Raw genomic sequence first — 17110 nt, 5'->3', positions numbered from 1 at the left:
GTCGCTTGAAAAGTGTTCATTTGGCATTTTTTTTAAGATATTCCCTTGCCAGCACGAATTTAGGCCCTATAATGCGCCACCACTGACACGGAACAACGCCTTACGGCACACCGGGTCAGCGGGACGAAAGCGAAAATAAACGCTTGACTCTCAAGCGGGAAAGCGTAATATACGCAGCCCGCGTCGCTGACAAAACAGCGCGCAACTGCTCTTTAACAATTTATCAGACAATCTGTGTGGGCACTCGAAAGCACTGATATCCTGAACGTCGAAAGACGCTAAATGAATATCAAGTCTCAAGAGTGAACACGTAATTCATTACGAAGTTTAATTCTTTGAGCATCAAACTTTAATTGAAGAGTTTGATCATGGCTCAGATTGAACGCTGGCGGCAGGCCTAACACATGCAAGTCGAGCGGCAGCGGAAGGAAGCTTGCTTCCTTGCCGGCGAGCGGCGGACGGGTGAGTAATGTCTGGGGATCTGCCTGATGGAGGGGGATAACCACTGGAAACGGTGGCTAATACCGCATAATCTCGAAAGAGCAAAGTGGGGGACCTTCGGGCCTCACGCCATCAGATGAACCCAGATGGGATTAGCTAGCAGGTAGGGTAATGGCCTACCTGGGCGACGATCCCTAGCTGGTCTGAGAGGATGACCAGCCACACTGGAACTGAGACACGGTCCAGACTCCTACGGGAGGCAGCAGTGGGGAATATTGCACAATGGGCGCAAGCCTGATGCAGCCATGCCGCGTGTATGAAGAAGGCCTTCGGGTTGTAAAGTACTTTCAGTCAGGAGGAAGGGTGTGAGCTTAATACGCTCATGCATTGACGTTACTGACAGAAGAAGCACCGGCTAACTCCGTGCCAGCAGCCGCGGTAATACGGAGGGTGCAAGCGTTAATCGGAATTACTGGGCGTAAAGCGCACGCAGGCGGTTGGTTAAGTCAGATGTGAAATCCCCGGGCTCAACCCGGGAACTGCATTTGAAACTGGCCAGCTGGAGTCTCGTAGAGGGAGGTAGAATTCCAGGTGTAGCGGTGAAATGCGTAGAGATCTGGAGGAATACCGGTGGCGAAGGCGGCCTCCTGGACGAAGACTGACGCTCAGGTGCGAAAGCGTGGGGAGCAAACAGGATTAGATACCCTGGTAGTCCACGCCGTAAACGATGTCGACTTGGAGGCTGTGAGCTTGACTCGTGGCTTCCGGAGCTAACGCGTTAAGTCGACCGCCTGGGGAGTACGGCCGCAAGGTTAAAACTCAAATGAATTGACGGGGGCCCGCACAAGCGGTGGAGCATGTGGTTTAATTCGATGCAACGCGAAGAACCTTACCTGGTCTTGACATCCACGGAAGGTCTCAGAGATGAGACTGTGCCTTCGGGAGCCGTGAGACAGGTGCTGCATGGCTGTCGTCAGCTCGTGTTGTGAAATGTTGGGTTAAGTCCCGCAACGAGCGCAACCCTTATCCTTTGTTGCCAGCGATTCGGTCGGGAACTCAAAGGAGACTGCCGGTGATAAACCGGAGGAAGGTGGGGATGACGTCAAGTCATCATGGCCCTTACGACCAGGGCTACACACGTGCTACAATGGCGCATACAAAGAGAAGCGACCTCGCGAGAGCAAGCGGACCTCATAAAGTGCGTCGTAGTCCGGATTGGAGTCTGCAACTCGACTCCATGAAGTCGGAATCGCTAGTAATCGTGAATCAGAATGTCACGGTGAATACGTTCCCGGGCCTTGTACACACCGCCCGTCACACCATGGGAGTGGGTTGCAAAAGAAGTAGGTAGCTTAACCTTCGGGAGGGCGCTTACCACTTTGTGATTCATGACTGGGGTGAAGTCGTAACAAGGTAACCGTAGGGGAACCTGCGGTTGGATCACCTCCTTACCTTTGGATACAGTATTCGCAGTGTCCACATAGATTGTCTGATGAAAAACAAAGAAGCAGTGAAAACCTCTACAGGCTTGTAGCTCAGGTGGTTAGAGCGCACCCCTGATAAGGGTGAGGTCGGTGGTTCAAGTCCACTCAGGCCTACCAAATTCTTCCCCGTACTGCGTTGTTCGCCCACTCGTTTATTTCAATAAACTTCGTGGACTCGCGCCTTGTCCGGAAAAGAATTGCATTTGGTATCGAGGTTAACTAACGACTTTGGGGCTATAGCTCAGCTGGGAGAGCGCCTGCTTTGCACGCAGGAGGTCTGCGGTTCGATCCCGCATAGCTCCACCATAACACTACTTCAGAATGTACTTAATCGTGCATTGTGAAGTATCTGCTCTTTAACAATCCGGAACAAGCTGAAAATTGATAATCCATAAACGGGAAAACCGTTTAATGGGTCTCTCAAGCTTACAACGCGAAGACATCTTCGGGTTGTGAGGTTAAGCGAATAAGCGTACACGGTGGATGCCCTGGCAGTCAGAGGCGATGAAGGACGTGCTAATCTGCGAAAAGCGTCGGTAAGCTGATATGAGGCGTTATAACCGACGATGTCCGAATGGGGAAACCCAGTGTGATTCGTCACACTATCATTAACTGAATCCATAGGTTAATGAGGCGAACCGGGAGAACTGAAACATCTAAGTACCCCGAGGAAAAGAAATCAACCGAGATTCCCTGAGTAGCGGCGAGCGAACGGGGAAGAGCCCAGAGTCTGAATCAGCGTGTGTATTAGTGGAACGGTCTGGAAAGTCCGGCGATACAGGGTGACAGCCCCGTACACGAAAATGCACATGCTGTGAGCTCGATGAGTAGGGCGGGACACGTGTTATCCTGTCTGAATATGGGGGGACCATCCTCCAAGGCTAAATACTCCTGACTGACCGATAGTGAACCAGTACCGTGAGGGAAAGGCGAAAAGAACCCCGGCGAGGGGAGTGAAACAGAACCTGAAACCGTGTACGTACAAGCAGTGGGAGCACCCTTTGGGGTGTGACTGCGTACCTTTTGTATAATGGGTCAGCGACTTATATTCTGTAGCAAGGTTAACCGAATAGGGGAGCCGAAGGGAAACCGAGTCTTAACCGGGCGTTAAGTTGCAGGGTATAGACCCGAAACCCGGTGATCTAGCCATGGGCAGGTTGAAGGTTGGGTAACACTAACTGGAGGACCGAACCGACTAATGTTGAAAAATTAGCGGATGACCTGTGGCTGGGGGTGAAAGGCCAATCAAACCGGGAGATAGCTGGTTCTCCCCGAAAGCTATTTAGGTAGCGCCTCGTGAATTCATCTCCGGGGGTAGAGCACTGTTTCGGCTAGGGGGCCATCCCGGCTTACCAACCCGATGCAAACTACGAATACCGGAGAATGTTATCACGGGAGACACACGGCGGGTGCTAACGTCCGTCGTGAAGAGGGAAACAACCCAGACCGCCAGCTAAGGTCCCAAAGTCATGGTTAAGTGGGAAACGATGTGGGAAGGCCCAGACAGCCAGGATGTTGGCTTAGAAGCAGCCATCATTTAAAGAAAGCGTAATAGCTCACTGGTCGAGTCGGCCTGCGCGGAAGATGTAACGGGGCTAAACCATGCACCGAAGCTGCGGCAGCGGACGTATCACTTAAGACGTCTTACAGAGGCTTAATGATTGACGGAGCGTTTTTTGCGACGTCAATGCGTTCATTAAAGTCGAGGCGGCTTAAGGATACGTCCGTTGGGTAGGGGAGCGTTCTGTAAGCCTGCGAAGGTGTGCTGTGAGGCATGCTGGAGGTATCAGAAGTGCGAATGCTGACATGAGTAACGATAAAGCGGGTGAAAAGCCCGCTCGCCGGAAGACCAAGGGTTCCTGTCCAACGTTAATCGGGGCAGGGTGAGTCGACCCCTAAGGCGAGGCCGAAAGGCGTAGTCGATGGGAAACGGGTTAATATTCCCGTACTCGGTGTTACTGCGATGGGGGAACGGAGAAGGCTATGTCATCCGGGCGACGGTCGTCCCGGTTTAAGCGTGTAGGCTGACTTTCCAGGCAAATCCGGAAAGTTAAGGCTGAGGCGTGATGACGAGGCACCACGGTGCTGAAGTGACAAATGCCCTGCTTCCAGGAAAAGCCTCTAAGCTTCAGGTAACAACGAATCGTACCCGAAACCGACACAGGTGGTCAGGTAGAGAATACCAAGGCGCTTGAGAGAACCCGGGTGAAGGAACTAGGCAAAATGGTGCCGTAACTTCGGGAGAAGGCACGCTGACATGTAGGTGAAGCCCCTGCGGGTGGAGCTGAAGTCAGTCGAAGATACCAGCTGGCTGCAACTGTTTATTAAAAACACAGCACTCTGCAAACACGAAAGTGGACGTATAGGGTGTGACGCCTGCCCGGTGCCGGAAGGTTAATTGATGGGGTTATGGGTAACCAGAAGCTCCTGATCGAAGCCCCGGTAAACGGCGGCCGTAACTATAACGGTCCTAAGGTAGCGAAATTCCTTGTCGGGTAAGTTCCGACCTGCACGAATGGCGTAATGATGGCCAGGCTGTCTCCACCCGGGACTCAGTGAAATTGAACTCGCTGTGAAGATGCAGTGTACCCGCGGCAAGACGGAAAGACCCCGTGAACCTTTACTATAGCTTGACACTGAACATTGAGCCTTGATGTGTAGGATAGGTGGGAGGCTTTGAAGCGTGGACGCAAGTCTGCGTGGAGCCAACCTTGAAATACCACCCTTTAATGTTTGATGTTCTAACCTGGCGCCATTATCTGGCGTGGGGACAGTGTCTGGTGGGTAGTTTGACTGGGGCGGTCTCCTCCCAAAGAGTAACGGAGGAGCACGAAGGTTGGCTAATCCTGGTCGGACATCAGGAGGTTAGTGCAATGGCATAAGCCAGCTTGACTGCGAGCGTGACGGCGCGAGCAGGTGCGAAAGCAGGTCATAGTGATCCGGTGGTTCTGAATGGAAGGGCCATCGCTCAACGGATAAAAGGTACTCCGGGGATAACAGGCTGATACCGCCCAAGAGTTCATATCGACGGCGGTGTTTGGCACCTCGATGTCGGCTCATCACATCCTGGGGCTGAAGTAGGTCCCAAGGGTATGGCTGTTCGCCATTTAAAGTGGTACGCGAGCTGGGTTTAGAACGTCGTGAGACAGTTCGGTCCCTATCTGCCGTGGGCGCTGGAAGACTGAGGGGGGCTGCTCCTAGTACGAGAGGACCGGAGTGGACGCACCACTGGTGTTCGGGTTGTGATGCCAATTGCATTGCCCGGTAGCTAAGTGCGGAAAAGATAAGTGCTGAAAGCATCTAAGCACGAAACTTGCCCCGAGATGAGTCTTCCCTGAGACCTTTGAGTCTCCTGAAGGGACGTTGAAGACGACGACGTTGATAGGCCGGGTGTGTAAGCGCAGCGATGCGTTGAGCTAACCGGTACTAATGACCCGAGAGGCTTAACCTTACAACGCCAAAGATGTTTTGGTGATGAGAGAACGAACGATATTCAGCTTGTGACGGATAAACGCTTATGGCCTGTATGGCGGTAAGCGGAACAGAATTTGCCTGGCGGCGACAGCGCGGTGGTCCCACCTGACCCCATGCCGAACTCAGAAGTGAAACGCCGTAGCGCCGATGGTAGTGTGGGGTCTCCCCATGCGAGAGTAGGGAACTGCCAGGCATCAAACCAGTGAAGAACCCCGGTCATTGACCGGGGTTTTTTGCGTTCAGGGCACGGGGAAAAATTGTCCTGTCTCCGCGGTTGGAAGGCATCAGCCCGTAGTACGCCTCACTATCTTTCCTCTCCGGGTTACGACTGAAAGTGGTCTGGTTCTTGCGTTATTTCAAAATTCCAGGCTGCTTCACAAAAACACAAAACAACAAATAATTAACACTTTATTTACTCTGTCGCTAAGCGCAATCTGATGCTTTGCGTTTTACCGGCTCCAAAGCCGTACCGGAAGACAGGAGAAATAAATAATGACTGAAGCAACCGTCGAAACACAAAAGACGGAATTAGCCGCCAGCGATACCCGAAAGCGGATCTGGGCGATAGTCGGTGCCTCATCCGGCAACCTGGTCGAGTGGTTTGATTTTTATGTCTACTCATTCTGTTCACTCTATTTTGCTCATATCTTTTTTCCCACGGGAAACCCCACCACACAGCTGCTACAGACCGCCGGTATCTTTGCCGCAGGCTTCCTGATGCGCCCTATCGGCGGTTGGTTATTTGGCTGGATCGCCGACAAACATGGTCGTAAAACCTCCATGCTAATCTCGGTTTGCATGATGTGCTTTGGCTCGCTGGTTATCGCCTGTCTGCCAGGTTATGCGACGATTGGGACCTGGGCGCCGGCGCTGCTGCTGCTGGCTCGCTTATTTCAGGGACTTTCCGTGGGCGGTGAGTATGGCACCAGCGCCACCTATATGAGTGAGGTCGCCATTGAAGGCCGTAAGGGGTTCTATGCCTCTTTCCAGTATGTCACGCTGATCGGTGGTCAGCTGATGGCGCTGCTGGTTGTGGTGGTGCTACAGCAAATTCTGACCGATGCTCAGCTGCACCAGTGGGGATGGCGTATACCTTTCGCACTGGGGGCCGTACTGGCGCTGGTCGCTCTGTGGCTGCGTCGTTCCCTGAATGAGACATCAGAAAAAAGCACCCGGGCATTGAAAGAGGCCGGTTCGCTGAAAGGGCTGTGGCGCAACCGGCGCGCTTTCGTTATGGTTCTGGGCTTTACCGCCGGTGGCTCTCTGGTGTTCTACACCTTTACCACCTATATGCAGAAATATCTGGTGAATACCGCAGGAATGTCGACTTCCGTCGCCAGCGTGGTAATGACGGCGGCGCTGTTCATCTACATGCTGGTTCAGCCGCTATTCGGCGCGCTTTCCGATAAGATTGGTCGCCGTAACTCTATGCTCTGCTTCGGCTCGCTGGCGGCAATTGGCACCGTACCGATTCTGACGGCGCTACAGAACGTCAGCTCGCCGTTTGCGGCTTTCGGTCTGGTGATGCTGGCGCTGTTGATTGCCAGCTTCTACACCTCCATTAGCGGCATTCTGAAGGCCGAGATGTTCCCGGCGCAGGTCCGGGCACTGGGGGTTGGTCTTTCCTATGCGGTGGCTAACGCACTGTTTGGCGGATCTGCAGAATATGTGGCGCTGTCCCTGAAGTCTCTGGGCTCCGAGAGCAGCTTCTTCTGGTATGTTTCTGTTATGGGAGCCGTTTCTTTCCTGGTCTCCCTGATGTTGCACCGTAAAGGGAAGGGGATGAAACTCTAACGCCCCGCCAGTTGCCAGATGGCGTAGCCGGTGGTTGCACCGGCTACGTCCCACGCAAAGTCATGCCAGCTCCAGCCGGTTCCGGCCGGGCGACTATCCCACAGCTCTTTACCCGCTCCGACAGAGACAGAAAACATAAAGCCGATAGAGGCGCTGCGGTCCCGACTGTAGCCCTGATGCAGGCCATATTCAGTACCGGCGGCGGCCAGCATGGCGGATGCGATAAAGTGCTGTGCCTTATCCTCTCCTCCCCAACTGTCATTGGCCATATGGTGGCCGCAGCCGGACAGAAGCAGGGTGGCGATGACGACGGCGGTGCGACGCATAGCTTATCCCTGAGAGTGAATGCCCCACAGTGCGGGGCGGGTAGTTATCAGAGGATACGGCTGATCAACCTGTCGATACGGATACGGCGCAGGCGTCGTATCAGTTTGCGTACCTTTACCGGGTAATCAGCAATGCTCTGCAGATCCCGATAATGATGCACAACGGTGGTGTGGGTGCGGATCAGCGACAGCTCGTGATCGCGCTGTGCTGCCAGTTGATGCTGCGGATCGTGGATCAGAATGGCGTTTTCCAGATCCAGTCGCCAGGCGCGGGGATTCAGGTTGTTGCCCGTAAGCAGCATCCATTCATCGTCCACCCACATCCCTTTCAGGTGATAGCTGTTATCCTCGTCCTTCCAGAGCCGGACGGTCAGTTGCCCGTTATTCACATAGTATTGCAGACGGCTGAGGAAACGGCGTAGATTGATTTCGTAGAGATAAGGCAGTGCGCCGATGATTTTAAAAGGCTGGTCTTCAGGAATATAGAAGTCGTTGGCGGTTTTGTCGCCGACGATAATCTCTACCTGCTTTCCGGTACGTAGCAGATGAATAATGCTGCGTACCAGCACGGCCGGTAAGTTGAAGTAGGGCGTACAGATGGTCAGCTTATGCTCGGTACAGGGCATAAGATGATAGATAGCCTTATTCAACTGGCTGGATTTGCCGAGCCCTACCAGCGGGGTGACCGATAGTTCGTCGTCGCTGGCATCGCCTTTAAAACGCAACGGCGCGTCGCGCAGGGTCTGGCGATAGAGGCGAATCTCGTTTTTGATCTCCGGGCTTTTGGGGCGCACCTTGCTGTCCAGGCGGTTAACCGCGCTGCCGTTCGCCAACTGAGTCTGTACCCAGTCGTACATCAAATCCGCCAGCCGGGAGTTGCGAATCAGATGGTAGCGATCGTAGCGGTATTTATCGTGCTGATGCAGATAGACATCATTCAGACTGGCGCCGCTGTACAGTACGCTGTCGTCGATGATAAAGCCTTTAAAGTGGAGTACGCCCAGTGCTTCACGAGTATTGATCGGCACGCCGTACACCGGAATGCTGACGTCAGGATTCTCCTGCGCCATGCTACAGTACCAGTCGGCATTGGTTTGCGAAGCGGCATCGCCGATGCGTCCACGCTGGGCGCGGTGCCAGTCCACCAGTACGCTCACCTCCAACTCGGGACGGCGGCGTTTAGCCTCATACAGGGCGGAGAGTACCCCTTTTCCGCCATCGTCCTGCTCAAGGTAGAGCGCGACGACGCAGATGCGCCGGGTGGCGCTGGCTATCTTCTGGAGCAGAGTCTGCCGGAAGTCAGCGGGGGTATAAAAGAACTCCACGTCATCAACAGACTGAGAAAGTTTTGGTAGCTGAGCAAGGTGTTGTTGATGTTTATTACGTTTAAATTTAGACAACATCACAGTGCGTTTCTTCTCTATTCATTAGATGGCCTTCTGTTCCATGCAGATGACAGAAGCTGACGATAATACCATTACTGTCCGCCGATGTGGGGGAAGATTTCTGCTTGCTCAGGAATCATCCATCCGGGTCAGATAGCGATAACGTCAGGTTAACGATCCCGTCTTCAAGATCGGTTTTGAGCTTAAAGCCGAGTTTACGCGCCAGGGCGATCATTCCCTGATTGCCTGGCATGGTAATCCCATTCAACTGCTGCAAACCGTGATCTCGGGTATAGCCGATCAATTTTTCCAGCAGTCTGCGACCCAGGCCCAGCCCTTTGAGATCCGAACGAATCAGTACCGCGAATTCGGCATCGATATTATCCGGATCGGAGATAGCCCGGGTTACCCCCAGGATCTCTGCGCTGTCGCCCTGGTGACGCACCGCAACGAACGCCATTTCCCGATCGTAGTCGATCTGGGTCATGTTGGCTAAATCATCATGGGTAAATTCGTTGATTTCACTGAAGTAGCGGTAGTAGAGATCCTCTTTGGTCACCAGGGCGATAAAGCGCTGCAACAGCGGTTCATCTTCCGGAAGGATGGGGCGGAACAGGCAGCGTTCACCGTTTTTCATCTCCACCCGCTCTTCCAGTTGTTGAGGATAGGGGCGGATAGCCAGCCGACTGTCGGTATCGCCCTGGAACTCCGCCAGTTGGAGCGTTACATCCAGCAGCGTGAATTCACTGCCGGAGGCGAGCAGGGGGTGGATGTCAAGGCGCTGGATCTGTGGGCAGTCCACCACCAGGTTAGAGACCTGTACCAGCAGGCGGCTCAGGCCGTCAATATCCAGCGCCCTTAGCGCGCTGCGCCCGCGGATCTTCTGACGCTTAATGGCCTGAATCACCAGGTAGCGCGCCAGATTCATATTCAGCGGCGGTAGCGCTACGGCGGCCTGTTCATCAGGGCGCCAGGCGACGCCGCCTTCGCCCAGCATAATCAGCGGGCCAAATACCGGGTCCTGCTCCACGACGACTCGCAGCTCCTGGGCTCCGGCTCTGTTGGCCATACTCTGGACCAGCAACCCGTGAACCCGGGCCTGGGGCCAGGTCTGTCGCACGCGTTCGAGAATGGCATCGGCGGCCTGCTGGACTTCTGCAGGGGTACGCAGATAGAGCATGACCCCCTGAACCTCCGATTTGTGGGGAATATCCGGGGAACGCAGCTTGAGTGCGACCGGGTAGCCGATCTGCCCGGCAATATGCACGGCCTCCACGCTGTCGCTGGCAATCCAGGTTGGCAGCGTTGCCAGACCATAGGCGCGCATAATTGGCTGTACCTCGTGGGTATCCAGCGTTGTGGCGCCGTCCTGTAACGCCTGGCGAATCAGGCTATGGGCTTCCCGGGTATCGGCCGTCAGGCTGGCGGGCAGGGCGGGCGTTTCACGTAGCTGTTTCTGGTTACGGCGGTACTCCACCATATGCATAAATGAGGTAACGGTTCCTTCCGGCGTTCGGTAGGTGGGAATACCGGCATCGCTGAATAACCGGCGGGCTTCCTGGGATGAAAACTCTCCGCACCAGTTGGTCAGCAGCGTTACGTGCTTACCGCGCGGATGGCGTGCGACCAGCTCGATAATCTGCCGGGCGCTCTCTGTGCCGGGCGCTGAAGCGCTTGGGGCATGGATGACCATCAATGCATCGACCAGTCGGGTATCGAGCAGTATCTCCAGCACCTGTAGATAGCGCTCCGCTGTGGCATCGTCGCGCAGGTCCAGCGGGTTACCGGGAGTTTCACCTGCGGGCAGTACGGCACTTAACCGACTCAGTGTCTCTTCATCTAACTGGGCCAGTTTGCCGTTGCGCGACTCCAGTTCGTCCAGGGCCAGCGCGGCGGGAGCCGCCCCGTTACTGACAATCATCAGTCGCTCGCCGCGTAGCGGTCGCATATAGCTTAGGGTTTCAACTGCGGAAAAGAGCTCGTGAGTATCCTGTACCCGCAACAGACCAGCGCGCTGAATGGCGGCATCCCAGGCGGCATCCAGCCCTGGCTGGCTTTTTAGCAGCGCCTGGGCCCGGGGGCCACGTCCGCTCTTAATCACCAGAATCGGTTTATTGCGTGAAGCGCTGCGCGCTGCTGAGACAAAGCGCCGGGCATCGCTCAGATGTTCCAGATGTAGCAAAATAGCGCTGGTTTTACTGTCTCTGGCCAGGAAATCGAGCAGCTCATCGACATGGATATCGACGCTGTCGCCAAGGGCGATAAACCAGGCAAAGCCCAGTTGGCGCTGTTGGGCCCAGTCAAGAATGGTATTGGAAACCGCGGCGGACTGGGAAACGAAGGCCAGCCGACCTTTATGAATGGGCACCGGCGAGAAGCTGGCGTTCAGCCCCTGCCAGGGGGCCAGCAGACCCAGGCTGTTAGGACCAAGCAGGCGAATCTGCCAGCGGGTGGCGCAGGCCAGCAGTTCCGTGTGCTGTTCCGGCGGGGAAGAGAGCACGATGCAGGCTTTGCATCCCTTGCGGCCCAGCGCTTCCAGAAGTTCCAGGTTGCGTCGGGCGTGGGTGCAGATCACCGCCAGGTCAGGCGTGAAGGGCAGGCTATCGATATCTGGCCAGGCCAGCACGCCGCATACTGCCTTCCAGGAAGGGGTTACCGGCAGAACCGGTCCGGAAAAACCGCCGGACAGCAGGTTGCGCATCATCAGATAGCCGGTGCGCTGCGTTTTATTCGACGCCCCGATCACGGCGATCGATTTGGGGCGTAGCAGGGCCTCTAACCCGCGTTGACTCATGGCGCTCTCCTCCTGGAAATATTCCCTGAGTTTAAACGCTTTCCCGTTCCGTTGCTGTGATGGCGTACTGATGATGCGGTTTTCCGGCAAGATAACGCGCCCGGAACAGCGAGAAATGCTGCTGGAGCCCCAAAGCGGCAACGTCGTCACCCGCCAGAGAGAGCAGGGCGCTGGCTACTTCAGCAGTGCAGTAATGGTCCCTGGCATGTACTTCGCGTAACAGATAGTCGCTCAGGCGATCGAGTTCAACGGAGATCACCGGAAAGCCATCCAGCCACGGACTTTTACGAAACATTTTGCGCGCTTCCGACCAGGTACCGTCCAGCATAATAAACAGCGGCGTCTTACCGTTATCCGGCGGGGCATTAATGACTGTGCGATCGGCGTTAGCGAACGAGGCCGGGAAGACCACCATCGGCTGCCAGTGGGGCTCGCTCAGCAGCGCGAGCAGCGCCGGAGATGGTTCGGTGCGCGACCACTGAAAGGCGAGGGTATCCGGCAGGATATCGGCGATCAGCCGCCCGGTATTGCTGGGTTTCATCGGCTCGGTATCGTACATCACCAGGCAGAAGCGGCTGCGGGCGGGGGCGGGTTGAATGGTGCTACACAGACACTGCTTTAGTGGCAGCAGACAGCGCTGGCAGCGGCGTATCCGGTTGCCGCGGGCGTGAAACGGGCGAGTGGCGCGCGCCAGGCGTTCGGCGCGCAGACGAAGAACGGCGTTTTCAGTCATCAGGGGCGTTGGCAGAGAATAAAAACGTCATTCTTGCAGAGTGAAGTCAGTGGAACAAGCTCCCGGGGCTCAGAGATTCTCGTCCAGCCACTCTTCGAAAGGGGTCTTTGGCATAGCGCCGCTCAGCATGTCCACCAGTTTCCCCTCTTTAAAGATCATAATTGAAGGGATACTGCGAATGCGGAATCGGGCGCTTAGCTCCGGTTCGGCTTCGGTATTCACTTTCACAAAACGCAGCTGTCCGCTACGCTCTTCGGCAACCTCTTCGAAGACGGGCGCGAAATTGTGGCAGGGACCGCACCAGGGAGCCCAGAAGTCCACCACAACCGGCAGGGAATCTTTCAGCAGTGCATCCAGCGTGGCGCTGGTGGCATTGGTAACCTTGCCATCGAACAGCGCATGGCCGCAGCGCCCGCACTTCGCCGCATCGCCGGCACGTTCGTCGGGTACGCGGTTAATCGCCTGGCAGGCGGTACAAACGGTATTCATAGTAACCTCAGAGTACAGATGTTCAGTCAATGGCCCGGAGCCAGTTATGTTTCAATTATGTTAAACAGTATTCGTAAAAAAACCGTCCGGCACAATTCGTTTTGTTCAATGAGTACAATAGCCGCCGGCTTTTGATGAAAGACAATGGCTAACCGGGGACACTTCGGGTAATCTGCGCGCTTCGCGCAGAGCTGGTGGAGAAAAAAATGAGCGACGACGATTTCAAAGGTAAAAGCGGCAAGGTCAAAGTGATGTATGTTCGCGGCGGTGACGACGATGACAAACGCGGCCGTAACCCCCGCACCGGGAAGGGTGGGGCGAAAAGCAAAGCCTCCACCAGTGGCAAGCGACGCCCTGCGCGTGACGATCGCGGCGGCGAGCGCGATCGTTCTCCGTGGCGTACCGTTTCCCGGGCTCCGGGCGATGATGCACCGACCATGCCGGATCACGGCGGTATCAGCGGTAAGAGCTTTATCGACCCTGAAGTACTGCGCCGCCAGCGAGCGGAAGAGACCCGGGTCTATGGTGAAAACGCCTGTCAGGCTCTGTTCCAGAATCGTCCTGAATCCATCGTTCGCGCCTGGTTTGTACAGAGCGTCACCCCACGCTTCAAAGAAGCGCTGCGCTGGATGGCGGCGAACCGTAAAGCCTACCACGTGGTGGATGACGCCGAGCTGGCGAAGGCTTCCGGTACTGAACATCATGGCGGCGTCTGCTTCCTGATCAAAAAACGTAACGGCCTTACGGTAGAGCAGTGGATCGAACAGGCGCCAGCCCAGGAGTGCGTACTGGCGCTGGAAGAGATTGGCAACCCCCATAACCTGGGCGGGATCGTGCGTAGCTGCGCTCACTTTGGCGTGCGCGGAGTGCTGGTTCAGGATGCGGCGCTGCTGGAATCCGGCGCTGCAGTGCGGACTGCGGCAGGTGGTGCCGAGCACGTTCAGGCCATCACCGGGCCGAGCTTTAACGGCGCGCTGGAGCAGTTCCGCCAGGCCGGGTATCGCATTGTGACCACCTCCAGCCATAAAGGCACGCCGCTTTCCCAGGCGGAGCTGCCGGAAAAAATGGTACTGGTGCTGGGGCAGGAGCAGGACGGGATCAGCGATGCCATCTTTGCCAATGCCGATTTGAGCATTAGCATTGATGGCACCGGCAAGGTTGAGAGCCTGAACGTTTCCGTGGCAGCCGGGGTGATTCTTTCCAACTGGTGGCGTCAGAACAGCCACTAAATAATGGTGTCGCGGTCGCCGGGCCGCGACAAATTATTCTGTCTCGCCTTCCGGCAGGCGCGGTGTCCAGTCGATCGGCTGCTCATTGCGCGATTCCAGATACGCATTGGTCTTCACGAAGTGACCGCAGCCGAAGAAGCCCCGATGGGCCGAAAGCGGCGAAGGATGCGGCGCCTGCAGCACACAGTGGCGTTGACGATCGATAATGCGTCCCTTCTTCTGGGCATGCGCGCCCCACAGCAGAAACACCACGCCTTCCCGATGTTCGTTGATGATGGAGATGACCTTATCGGTAAAGGTTTCCCAGCCCAGGCTTGCGTGAGAATGCGCTCTTCCGGCTTCGACGGTCAGCACCGTATTTAGCAGCATCACCCCCTGACGCGCCCAACTTTCCAGATAGCCGTGATTCGGCCGTACAAAACCGGGTATGGATTGCTCCAGCTCTTTATACATATTTTGCAGCGAGGGCGGCGTTGCTATACCGGGACGAACGGAAAATGAGAGGCCGTGCGCCTGGCCCGGGCCGTGGTAGGGATCCTGACCGAGGATAACCACCTTAATATCCCCCAGCTCGGTAAAGCGAAAGGCGTTAAAGACGTCTTTCTGCGGTGGGTAAACGGTCACGCCCTGTTCCCGCTTGATGGCGACGGTCTTAAGGGTTTCAATAAAGTAAGGCTGTTGCTTTTCATCCGCCAGCACGTCGTGCCAGGTGAGGTTCGTTGTCATTCCGCTCTCCTGCGATTATTGTCCGTCATAGATTAACCTCTTCTTTCCTCAGCACAAAATGATGTCCGGACAGATGAGGTCAGTAGTTTAAAAATTGTTGAAAATTTACAAAAATATTTGCGTACTCCCTTTTGGCTAAGTTGATGTAAAACAAATAAATGATTTTATGCCCACAAATTACAGGTGGTTTTTATTGACCCAAGTCAAAGAATGCCCCCATCCTGACTGGTATACAGAACAGTAAAGCAACAAAGGTTTTACCAATGTGCCAGTCTGTGGCACAGGCATCACCGAATAATGAAGCCTATAGGGAGACGAAAATGATTACTGGTATCCAGATTACAAAAGCCGCTAATGACTCACTGATGAACTCATTCTGGCTGCTGGACAGCGAAAAAGGCGAAGCGCGTTGCGTATGTGCGAAAGCGGGCTTTTCCGAAGATCAGGTTGTTCCGGTAAGTCAGCTGGGCGAAATCGAGTACCGTGAAGTACCGATGGAAGTTCAGCCGCAGGTTCGTGTTGAAGGCGGTCAGCACCTGAACGTAAACGTTCTGCGTCGTGAAACCCTGGAAGACGCGGTTAACAACCCGGAAAAATATCCGCAGCTGACCATCCGCGTATCCGGCTATGCCGTGCGTTTTAACTCGCTGACGCCGGAACAGCAGCGCGACGTTATCACCCGTACTTTCACCGAAAGCCTGTAATTAAGAAGGGTTGAATGTACAAACGCCGTCGGGGCAACCCGGCGGCGTTTTTCTTTATCTGACGAATGAAAAAAGCGCCGGGCTGGCCGGCGCGGGTCGGGCATTATTCGTTCTCGCCCTGGGGCTCAGTCGTATGACCGGTGTTGGGCTTGCGGCGTTTACCGACATTTTTAGTATCGCGATGGCGCTGCTTCACTCTGGGCTTATTCTTACTCTGTTCTTTTTTCTTCTCTTCCCGCTTCAGCTTCACTTTTTTGGACGGCTTGCCCTGTAACTTGTCGCTGGGGGGGCGGGTGGTCGGGCGCAGTTCATCGATCACCCGTACTTTAATCTGCTCCTGGATATAGCGCCCGATTTTGCCCAGCAGCAGGTGGTCGTGCGCCTCCACCAGTGAAATGGCAGTGCCCTTACGACCCGCACGCCCGGTACGGCCGATACGGTGCAGGTAGGTGTCGGCGGTGCGCGGCAGATCGAAGTTAAACACGTGACTGACGTCCGGAATATCGATACCGCGGGCAGCGACATCAGTCGCGACCAGCACGCCCACCCGACCTTCGGTCAGTCGTTTGATCGCCTCATTGCGCTTGGCCTGGGGCATTTCCCCTTCCAGCCAGCAGCTCTGAATCCCCGCTTCATGCAGCCATTTCACCAGCTCATGCACGCGTTCGCGCTTGCGAACAAATACGATGGAGCGGCTGGCATCCGGCTGTTTCAGCATATGGGTTAACAGCGCCGTTTTATGTTCGACATTATCGGCGCGATAGTACCACTGATGAATCTTCTTACGCTCGCGGGTGGATGGGGTGGCAGAGACCTCGACCGGCTCATTCAGCAGACGGCGTGAGAAATCGGCAATGGCTTCGCCTTCCAGGGTCGCGGAAAACAGCATGGTCTGGTTACGCCAGCGGGTTTCGCCGGAGATATGTTCGATGTCCTGGGCAAAGCCCATATCCAGCATCCGGTCTGCCTCGTCCAGAATCAGCATCTCGACGGCGCGGCAGTCAAAATTTTCTTCTTTTATATACTGAAGCAGACGGCCGGTGGTGGCGACCACGATATCCTGGTTCTCGCTGAACACTTCGGCGTGGTTCATGTAGGCAACGCCGCCAGTGATGGTAGCGATATCCAGATGGGTATGAGCGGCCAGCTCCCGGGCCTGGTCGGCAACCTGCATCGCCAGTTCGCGGGTCGGTGTAAGAATCAGTACCCGTGGCGGGCCTGATTTCTTGCGCGGAAAGTCGATCAGGTGCTGCAGGACGGGCAGCAGGTAAGCCGCTGTTTTACCGGTACCCGTCGGAGCGGAGCCCAGGACATCGCGGCCGTCCAGCGCCGGCGGAATAGCGGCTGCCTGAATTGCCGTGGGGCGGGAAAAACCCTTCTCCTCCAACGCGTCCAGCAGGCTTTCGTCAAGTTCGAGTTCGGAAAAAGTGGTTACGGTCATGGTCTACCTCTGTGTGGGGCGCCGATTATAGACGTAATGGCGATGATGTTCGACCTCTTTCCGCCGCTGCTATCTTTTCCCCGCCGCGGC

10 protein-coding genes, 2 tRNA genes and 3 rRNA genes are annotated in these 17110 nt (G+C 55.6%); 8 read left to right on the top strand and 7 right to left on the bottom strand.

The genetic code is table 11. The features are described from left to right. Positions 1-350: 350 nt before the first annotated feature. The 6 genes from FEM41_RS23850 (at position 351) to FEM41_RS23825 (ending at position 7193) form a co-directional block, all read left to right on the top strand. Positions 351-1892: ribosomal RNA gene (locus tag FEM41_RS23850) — 16S ribosomal RNA — on the top strand. Positions 1893-1965: 73 nt separating this feature from the next. Then, a tRNA-Ile gene (locus FEM41_RS23845) sits at positions 1966-2042 on the top strand. 113 nt (positions 2043-2155) lie between these two features. After that, a tRNA-Ala gene (locus tag FEM41_RS23840) sits at positions 2156-2231 on the top strand. 150 nt (positions 2232-2381) lie between these two features. Continuing rightward, positions 2382-5376, top strand: a 23S ribosomal RNA gene (locus FEM41_RS23835). Positions 5377-5476: 100 nt separating this feature from the next. Continuing rightward, positions 5477-5592, top strand: a 5S ribosomal RNA gene (gene rrf / locus FEM41_RS23830). Together the 16S, 23S and 5S rRNA genes with 2 tRNA genes alongside form the textbook arrangement of a ribosomal RNA operon. Positions 5593-5891: 299 nt before the next feature. Beyond that, positions 5892-7193: an MFS family transporter gene (locus tag FEM41_RS23825; protein ID WP_138098968.1), complete on the top strand. Its 1302-nt coding sequence runs from the start codon at positions 5892-5894 to the stop codon at positions 7191-7193. Here the strand turns inward: FEM41_RS23825 and FEM41_RS23820 are convergent. From FEM41_RS23820 to trxC, 5 genes are all read right to left on the bottom strand, one after another. Beyond that, complete coding sequence (locus FEM41_RS23820; protein WP_138098967.1) at positions 7190-7519, bottom strand: YfiM family lipoprotein; 330 nt, start codon at positions 7517-7519, stop codon at positions 7190-7192. The two genes, FEM41_RS23825 and FEM41_RS23820, sit on opposite strands and share 4 nt — an antisense overlap. 47 nt (positions 7520-7566) lie before the next feature. Then, positions 7567-8922 (bottom strand): CDP-diacylglycerol--serine O-phosphatidyltransferase, encoded by a 1356-nt coding sequence (gene pssA / locus FEM41_RS23815; RefSeq protein ID WP_138099315.1) that lies wholly within the window; start codon positions 8920-8922, stop codon positions 7567-7569. A gap of 118 nt (positions 8923-9040) precedes the next feature. Beyond that, positions 9041-11698, bottom strand: a complete 2658-nt coding sequence (locus tag FEM41_RS23810; protein ID WP_138098966.1) for a bifunctional acetate--CoA ligase family protein/GNAT family N-acetyltransferase — start codon at positions 11696-11698, stop codon at positions 9041-9043. 31 nt (positions 11699-11729) lie between these two features. Beyond that, positions 11730-12431, bottom strand: coding sequence for a tRNA-uridine aminocarboxypropyltransferase (locus tag FEM41_RS23805; RefSeq protein WP_138098965.1), 702 nt, complete (start codon positions 12429-12431; stop codon positions 11730-11732). 69 nt (positions 12432-12500) lie between these two features. Continuing rightward, positions 12501-12920 (bottom strand): thioredoxin TrxC, encoded by a 420-nt coding sequence (trxC, locus tag FEM41_RS23800; protein WP_138098964.1) that lies wholly within the window; start codon positions 12918-12920, stop codon positions 12501-12503. A 206-nt stretch (positions 12921-13126) separates the two neighbouring features. Between trxC and FEM41_RS23795 the strand changes: the two genes are divergently transcribed. Continuing rightward, complete coding sequence (locus FEM41_RS23795; protein WP_138098963.1) at positions 13127-14149, top strand: tRNA/rRNA methyltransferase; 1023 nt, start codon at positions 13127-13129, stop codon at positions 14147-14149. Between the two features lie 33 nt (positions 14150-14182). Here the strand turns inward: FEM41_RS23795 and ung are convergent, their stop codons facing one another. Further along, positions 14183-14875 (bottom strand): uracil-DNA glycosylase, encoded by a 693-nt coding sequence (gene ung / locus FEM41_RS23790; protein WP_138098962.1) that lies wholly within the window; start codon positions 14873-14875, stop codon positions 14183-14185. Positions 14876-15195: 320 nt separating this feature from the next. Between ung and grcA the strand changes: the two genes are divergently transcribed. Then, positions 15196-15579, top strand: a complete 384-nt coding sequence (grcA, locus tag FEM41_RS23785; RefSeq protein WP_138098961.1) for an autonomous glycyl radical cofactor GrcA — start codon at positions 15196-15198, stop codon at positions 15577-15579. Positions 15580-15682: 103 nt separating this feature from the next. On the opposite strand, the gene srmB is transcribed toward grcA, so the two are convergent. Next, on the bottom strand, positions 15683-17020 hold the full coding sequence (srmB, locus tag FEM41_RS23780) for an ATP-dependent RNA helicase SrmB (protein ID WP_138098960.1): 1338 nt from the start codon (positions 17018-17020) through the stop codon (positions 15683-15685). Between the last annotated feature and the right edge of the window lie 90 nt (positions 17021-17110).

The sequence above is a fragment of the Jejubacter calystegiae genome (assembly GCF_005671395.1).
Classification (GTDB): Bacteria; Pseudomonadota; Gammaproteobacteria; order Enterobacterales; family Enterobacteriaceae; genus Jejubacter; species Jejubacter calystegiae.
This window is presented reverse-complemented; position numbering and strand designations above follow the sequence as displayed.

Coding starts and splice junctions, on each gene's coding strand:
- FEM41_RS23825 (WP_138098968.1), top strand. CDS start 5,892: ATGACTGAAGCAACCGTCGAAACACAAAAGACGGAATTAGCCGCCAGC.
- FEM41_RS23820 (WP_138098967.1), bottom strand. CDS start 7,519: ATGCGTCGCACCGCCGTCGTCATCGCCACCCTGCTTCTGTCCGGCTGC.
- pssA (WP_138099315.1), bottom strand. CDS start 8,922: ATGTTGTCTAAATTTAAACGTAATAAACATCAACAACACCTTGCTCAG.
- FEM41_RS23810 (WP_138098966.1), bottom strand. CDS start 11,698: ATGAGTCAACGCGGGTTAGAGGCCCTGCTACGCCCCAAATCGATCGCC.
- FEM41_RS23805 (WP_138098965.1), bottom strand. CDS start 12,431: ATGACTGAAAACGCCGTTCTTCGTCTGCGCGCCGAACGCCTGGCGCGC.
- trxC (WP_138098964.1), bottom strand. CDS start 12,920: ATGAATACCGTTTGTACCGCCTGCCAGGCGATTAACCGCGTACCCGAC.
- FEM41_RS23795 (WP_138098963.1), top strand. CDS start 13,127: ATGAGCGACGACGATTTCAAAGGTAAAAGCGGCAAGGTCAAAGTGATG.
- ung (WP_138098962.1), bottom strand. CDS start 14,875: ATGACAACGAACCTCACCTGGCACGACGTGCTGGCGGATGAAAAGCAA.
- grcA (WP_138098961.1), top strand. CDS start 15,196: ATGATTACTGGTATCCAGATTACAAAAGCCGCTAATGACTCACTGATG.
- srmB (WP_138098960.1), bottom strand. CDS start 17,020: ATGACCGTAACCACTTTTTCCGAACTCGAACTTGACGAAAGCCTGCTG.